At 71.8% G+C, this 6,652-nt stretch carries 6 protein-coding genes; all 6 read right to left on the reverse strand.

Annotated elements, in window-relative coordinates; translation table 11 throughout:
- Positions 1-18: 18 nt before the first annotated feature.
- The gene (locus ACY5KJ_RS02815; protein ID WP_462185953.1) at positions 19-1,101 is read right to left on the reverse strand and encodes a Ppx/GppA phosphatase family protein; all 1,083 of its coding nucleotides are present in this window, start codon (positions 1,099-1,101) and stop codon (positions 19-21) included.
- Between the two features lie 71 nt (positions 1,102-1,172).
- The gene (locus tag ACY5KJ_RS02820) at positions 1,173-1,763 is read right to left on the reverse strand and encodes a DUF501 domain-containing protein (RefSeq protein ID WP_462185954.1); all 591 of its coding nucleotides are present in this window, start codon (positions 1,761-1,763) and stop codon (positions 1,173-1,175) included.
- An 87-nt stretch (positions 1,764-1,850) separates the two neighbouring features.
- Positions 1,851-2,225: an FtsB family cell division protein gene (locus ACY5KJ_RS02825; RefSeq protein ID WP_462185955.1), complete on the reverse strand. Its 375-nt coding sequence runs from the start codon at positions 2,223-2,225 to the stop codon at positions 1,851-1,853.
- 4 nt (positions 2,226-2,229) lie between these two features.
- Positions 2,230-3,513, reverse strand: a complete 1,284-nt coding sequence (gene eno / locus ACY5KJ_RS02830) for a phosphopyruvate hydratase (protein WP_462185956.1) — start codon at positions 3,511-3,513, stop codon at positions 2,230-2,232.
- A gap of 377 nt (positions 3,514-3,890) precedes the next feature.
- Positions 3,891-5,903: a signal peptide peptidase SppA gene (gene sppA, locus ACY5KJ_RS02835; protein WP_462185957.1), complete on the reverse strand. Its 2,013-nt coding sequence runs from the start codon at positions 5,901-5,903 to the stop codon at positions 3,891-3,893.
- 260 nt (positions 5,904-6,163) lie between these two features.
- Complete coding sequence (locus tag ACY5KJ_RS02840; RefSeq protein WP_462185958.1) at positions 6,164-6,607, reverse strand: MerR family transcriptional regulator; 444 nt, start codon at positions 6,605-6,607, stop codon at positions 6,164-6,166.
- Positions 6,608-6,652: the final 45 nt, after the last annotated feature.

Genomic DNA, 6,652 nt, shown 5'->3' on the forward strand with positions numbered 1-6,652 from the left:
TCCGCGTACAGCCGGTCCTCATACCAACGGGCCGGCTACCGACGGGCCGGCGGTGACGGGCAACGCCGCCCGCTCGGGCCCGGTGGCCGGGGCGCCCGGCGCGGCGGCTAGGGCCAGCGATATCCCGTCGAGGATGTCGCGTTCGCTTGCCACCACCGCCGCGGCGCCCGTTCGCTCGACCAGGGTGCGCAGCACGAGCGCGCCGGCGGCGATAACGTCCACCCGACCCGGGTGCATCACCGGCAGGGCCGCGCGCTGGTCGTGCGTCATCCTCAGCAGCCGGTCCGTGACCTGCGCGACCTGCTCCGCCGCCGTCACGGACAGGTGGATGCGGGCCGGGTCGTACTCGGGGAGATCAGCCGCGAGGGCGGCGACCGTGGTGACGGTCCCCGCGACGCCGACCAGCGTCGCCGCCTCGGTCAGGGGCACGGTGCGGGCGGCGATGTCGAGTGCCGCGTGCACGTCGGCAACGATCGCCGCGGCCTGCGCGCCGGTCGGCGGATCATCGTGCAGGTGCCGCTCCGCCAGCCGCACGCATCCGACGTTCACCGAGCGGGCGGCCCGCACCCCGCTCGCGTCCCCGAGGACGAGTTCGGTCGAGCCGCCGCCGATGTCGGCGAGCAGGATCGGCGTGGCGACCGGGTCGGATCCCGCCGCGCCCGCCCCCGTCGGCGTGCCCTCGACCGAACCGGCAAGCGAACCGGCGTCCAACGAACCGGCTCGGCCGACGAGGTCACCGATGGCGCCACCGAAGGACAGGGCCGCCTCCTCGTCCCCGCTGATCACCTCGGGGTCCACACCGAGGATTGCGCGGACCCCGGCGACGAGCTCATGACGGTTGCGCGCGTCGCGGGTCGCGCTCGTGGCGACCATCCGCACCCGTGAGGCTCCCAGCCGCTCGATCTGCTCGGCATAGTCCCGCAGCGCGGTGAAGGTGCGGGCGAGCGCCTCCGGCGCGAGCTCACCGGTCCGGTCGACCCCGGCCCCCAGCCGGACGATCTCCATCTGGCGGGCCAGCTCGTACAGGGTCGATCCCTCGACGTCCGCCACCAGCAGACGGATCGAGTTGGTTCCACAGTCGATCGCGGCGACCCGACTCACGGTCTCTCCTCCCCGGTCAAATCCCCTATCGGATCTCTATCGGATCTCTATCGGATCCTCCGTCGGGTCCCCTATCGGATCCCCTGTCGAACGACTGCCGGTCGGTCCGTCGCCCGCCGGCCCGCCGCCTGGGGCGGGTCCGGGCTGCGGGCCTCGTCGACGCCCGGACATCGGCCACCGGCCACGCACGGCCCCTGCCGCCCCCAGTCGGGAACAGCCGCAAGGGCCTCGTCACCGAACGGATTGACTCCCGGACCCACGGCGAGACTGTGCGCTACGAGGACGTGCAGGCACTTGACCCGATCGGGCATGCCACCCGCGCTCGGGGCCGCGGGCAGCACCTCGTGCGCGTCGCGCCGGGCGAGGTAGTCCCGGTGGGCGGCGGCGTAGGCGGCGGCGAGCCGCGGATCCTCCGCCAGCCGGGCTGTCATCTCGCGCATCACCCCGGCCCCCTCCAGCCGCGAGATCGCCGACGCGGCCCGGGGGCAGGTGAGGTAGTACAGGGTCGGGAAGGGGGTGCCGCCGGCAAGCCGCGGTGCGGTCTCGACCACGTCGGGAAGACCGCACGAGCAGCGATGAGCCACCGCGAGGACGGCTCGCGGCTCGCGGGAGAGCTGACAGCGCACAATCTCGAGATCCTCGGCCGTCACCGCCGGTACCATGCTCGCCCCCTCGCCGTCATCACCGTCCGCCAGGACCGTTCCTTCGCCCTTCGCCGCACCGGGGCCGGGGCTCCCGCCCCGTGACCGCTACGGCGTCGAGATCTCCGACCAGAGCCGGGCGTACCAGGCCGAACCCCCGGACGACCCGCCGCGGGTCTCGTCGCCGTCCTTGGTGGGTGCCGGTTTGATCGGCATCAGGTACGCCCGTTCACCGGGCTTGACGTAATGCAGCCGACGGCGCGCCTCGTCCTCGACCCAGGCCTGGTCGTCGTATCGCTCGACCGTCGCCCGCAGCTCATGGACCCTCGCCTGGGCCTGCGCGTTGGTCCGGCTCAGCTCGGAGAGCTTGGCCTGCTGCTGCAGGTACAGCCGCAGCGGATAAGCGAGGGTCAGGACCAGCACGCAGATCACGACGGCGAGCAGGGTCGCCCTCGTGGTCAGCGCGGTGTTCCGCGGCGGCATGGGATCAGCCGGCCTGCCCGTGGCGGGGGAACGCGGCGGCGCCCGCGTACCGGGCCGCGTCGTCGAGTTCCTCCTCGATGCGCAGCAGCTGGTTGTACTTCGCGACCCGCTCCGAGCGCGCCGGGGCGCCAGTCTTGATCTGACCGCAGTCGACCGCGACGGCGAGGTCGGCGATGGTGGTGTCCTCGGTCTCGCCGGACCGGTGGGACATCATCGCCCGGTAGCCGCTACGGTGGGCCAGGTTCACCGCGTCAAGCGTCTCGGTCAGCGTGCCGATCTGGTTCACCTTCACCAGCAGGGCGTTCGCGGCCTTCAAGGCGATCCCGCGGGCCAGCCGCTCCGGGTTGGTCACGAACAGGTCGTCCCCGACGAGCTGCACCTTGCCACCGAGCCGCTCGGTGAGCGCCACCCAGCCGTCCCAGTCATCCTCGGCCAGCGGGTCCTCGATGGAGACGATCGGGTATGCGGAGACGAGCTCGGCATAGTAGTCGCTCAGGTACTCGGCGCTACGCGAGTTGCCCTCGAAGGCGTACGACCCGTCCGCGTAGAACTCGGTGGAGGCGACGTCCAACGCCAGGGCGATGTCTGTCCCCAGGGCGAAGCCGGCCTTGTCGATCCCCTCGGCGATGAGGTCGAGAGCCTCGCGGTTGGTGGGCAGGCTCGGCGCGAAGCCGCCCTCGTCGCCCACGCCGGTCGCCAAGCCCCGCGCCTTCAGCACGCTCTTGAGCGCGTGGTAGACCTCCGCACCCCAGCGCAGCGACTCGGCGAAGGTGCTCGCGCCGATCGGAGCAATCATGAACTCCTGGATATCGACGTTGGTGTCGGCGTGGGCACCACCGTTGAGGATGTTCATCATCGGCACCGGGAGCAGGTGCGCGGTCGGGCCTCCCAGGTACCGGAACAGCGGCAGGCCACTCGACGACGCCGCCGCCTTGGCCACCGCCAGGCTGACCCCGAGCAGGGCGTTGGCGCCGAGGGCCGACTTGCCCGGGGTGCCGTCGAGGTCGATGAGCGTCGCGTCGAGAAGACGCTGCTCGGTGGCCTCCAACTCCATGATCGCCGGACCGATCCGGTCGATCACCGCGGCCACGGCCTTGGTCACGCCCTTGCCGCCGTAGCGGTTGTCCCCGTCGCGCAGCTCGACAGCCTCGAAGGCGCCGGTGCTCGCCCCGCTGGGCACCGCGGCGCGGCCCAGCGTGCCGTCCTCCAGAACGACCTCGACCTCGACGGTGGCGTTACCGCGCGAGTCAAGGATCTCGCGGGCTCCGACGGCCTCGATGGACGGCACGGCTTCGACCTCCGGTATGCGCTCTGACACGGAACGATGACGCGGCGGCAGCAGCGGACCGCCACGGGCCGGTGACCGGAAGCCACCACACCGCGGCAGGCCACCGGGGCAGACCCTGATGGCCTGCCGCGGATCGCAGCGCGGGACGAGCGGTGCCGTCCGGACGAAACCGGTCGCTGCGAGACTACCGTCGCCCCACGGCGACGCGACGCCGGTCCCGGCCCGGCGCGGCGCGGCGCGTCCATTCACCGGCCACCCGACGGTCATTCCACCGCCTGCCTGGCCGTCGGGCACCCGGGCGTCGATCCTCCCGCGGACGGCGGTGTCACGCATCCCACAGGCCGGCGAGTTCGTTGTGGGCCACCGGTGCGGACCGGCTAACCGATCCGCCCGATCGGCGGCATGACCAGCGGACCGGCCGAGGGCAGACCGAGCCGCGCCGCCAGCGGTGCCAGCGCCCCCCAGCCCGGGACGAAGCCGGCACCGGGACCGGGGCCGAGCAGGCCCAGGGCGGACCCGGCCACCGACCCGGCCACGGACGCGGCGGCCCCGCGGTCCTCGCTGGACTTCGGCGACCGGACCCGTTCCAGCACCGACGGCTTGGGCGTCAGCCGCACCCGCGGGGTCTCACCGGCCGGCAGACCGGCGCGCGACCAGGCAAGTTCGATCGCCTGCGCCAACCCGCCGAGGACGTCCACCAAGCCGTGCGCATGGGCGTCCGCGCCGGTCCACACCCGGCCGCGGGCCAGCTGGTGCGCCTGGTCCCGGGACAGCCCGCGAGCGGTCGCTACCTTGTCGACGAAGTCGGCGTAGACCCGGTCCAGGAACTCCTCCAGCTTCTCCCGCTCCCCCGGGGTGAAGGGCCGCCGCGGCGACATCATCAGCGCATGCTCACCCTCCGCGACGGCACCGAAGCCCACTCCCACCTTGTCGAGCAGGCCGCTGATCACCTGCTTGCCGGCGAACACCCCGATCGAGCCGGTCAGCGTGCCGGGGTTCGCCACGATCGCATCGGATGCCAGGGCGACGAAGTAGCCACCGGAGGCCGCCACGTCACCCATCGAGACGATCAGCGGCCGACCGCTGGCCCGGAACCGCTCGGCCTCCCGGCGGACCAGGTCGGATGCGACGTAGGAACCCCCAGGGCTGCTCACCCGGAACACCGCCGCCGCCACCGCGGGATCACGCGCGGCGGAGCGGAAGGCCGCCGCGGTGGCCTCCGCGGCGAGCACCGGCCCGGAGAACGGACCCGGGGCACCGTGTCCGAGGACGACCGGCCCGGTCCCGTGGATGAGCGCGATGACCGCCTTCTTCGGGTCGCGATGCGGCGCCGTCACGGAGGGGGCCAGCGCACTCGTCCCGATGCCCGCGGCCTCGTCCGGGTGGAGGTGAGCCTCCCCGGCGCCGTCGGGACGGGAGCCGTCCCGATCATCGGGAACCTCGCGGAAGAAGAAAGCCGCCGGGCTGCCGGCCGCCAGCGCCGCTACGCGGCGCGCCGGGAACTTCTCCCACCGCTCGACGGACCGCCGGTAGGCGGAGGCGTACATCAGAACCGGCTCCGCGCCGGGCCCGCGGCGCGCATCGTCCCGGCCCGCGCCCTCCCCATCATCCTCGAATCCGGCCAACGGCCCCCGCGTCACCCGTTCCCGTGCCGCCGCGTACACCTCGTCGCGGTAGCCGAGACGGTCGACGAGACCGGTGTCGAGCGCGACGGACCCGGCCAGCGGTCCGAGATCGATCAGACGCCGGACCCGGTCGGTGGACAGCCCGCGTCCCTCGGCGATGCCGGCCACGATCTGGTCGGAGCTGGACTCGATGATCCGGCTGACCGCCTCCAGGTGCGCCGGGGTGAAGTCCCGCTCCACCAGCGTGTTGACGGCGTTCTTGTACTCGTACCGCTGGCCGATCTCGACGGAGATGCCGAGCCGGTCGAGCGATCCTCGCAGGAACGGCGCCTCCATCCCGAGACCGGTCAGGCCGCAGTCACCGGGCGGGGCGAGCCAGATCTCGTCGAACGCGCAGGCCAGATAGTAGGGCGCCGTGCCGCCCCCGAACTCCCCGAAGGTGTCCGCGTAGGCGATGGCGGTGCCACCGGCCGCACGAAACGCGGCGATCGCGGCGCGAATCTCCTGGATACGTGCCAGCGGCATCCCGCAGGCGGCGATGTGCGCGACTACGACGGACACCCGGGGATCCTCGGTCGCGTACCGTAGGCCTTCGACAACATCCCGCAGGGTCGTCCGGCGCCGGGCGAGCGCCAGGGTGATCGGGTCGGTGGGGGCGCCTTCGATCGGGTCGACCGTCAGATCAAGTTCAAGGACGATCGGAGCCGTCCGCCGCGCCGCGATCTGGCGGACGTCGGCCAGCGCCTTACGTGGGATGGCAGCCATGCCCTCAGAGGCTAGCCTTCCCCCACACGGCGCCTTCGGTGCAGTGCGGGGACCCCTGGCACCAGGCGCCGTACGGAGTCTCCGTTCAGTCGCCTCCGGCGACCTCTCTGAGATAACCAACAGACAGCCCACGACGCCTCCGGCGCAGCGTGGAGCATCCCCTGGGAGTTGCTGGAAAATAACCTCAGGTTTTGATCTTGGTCTTGCCGGTGAGATTCGCGAGGCCCGCCGCGGTGAGTGCGATGATCGGTGTCCGCGGATCAGGCGGTTCCGCGCGACCGTTTCGCGTCGTCGTGCAGCCCGCCGACGAACGACTCCGCGACGCTGACCTGCTCCCGAAGCGTAGAGAGCTTTTCCTCCGCGAGTACCACCCAGGTGCCAAGCCGTTCCTGGAGCTCGGCCCGGGCGTCCGCGGCGAGGTCGGGCTCGGCGAGCTCGTCGCGAAGGGCCAGCAGCGACCGTATCTCCTCCAGGGTGAACCCCAGCGGTTTCATCTTCTTGATGAGGAGCAGCCGCTCGATGGCATCATCGTCGTAGAGACGAAATCCCCCTACGGTCCGACCTACCGGCATGAGGAGCCCCGATTCCTCATAGTAGCGGACTGTTCGCAGGGAGAGACTGACCCGCTCCGCAACGTCCCCGATCTGGTAAACGTCGCCACGGGTCGTGTTCGATCCCGAAACACCACGGCGATTGGTGGACAACTCGGCCCTTACGTTAAGGTAGATATTGGACGACCGGACCGGACG

This window comes from Frankia sp. CcWB3 (assembly GCF_977927595.1).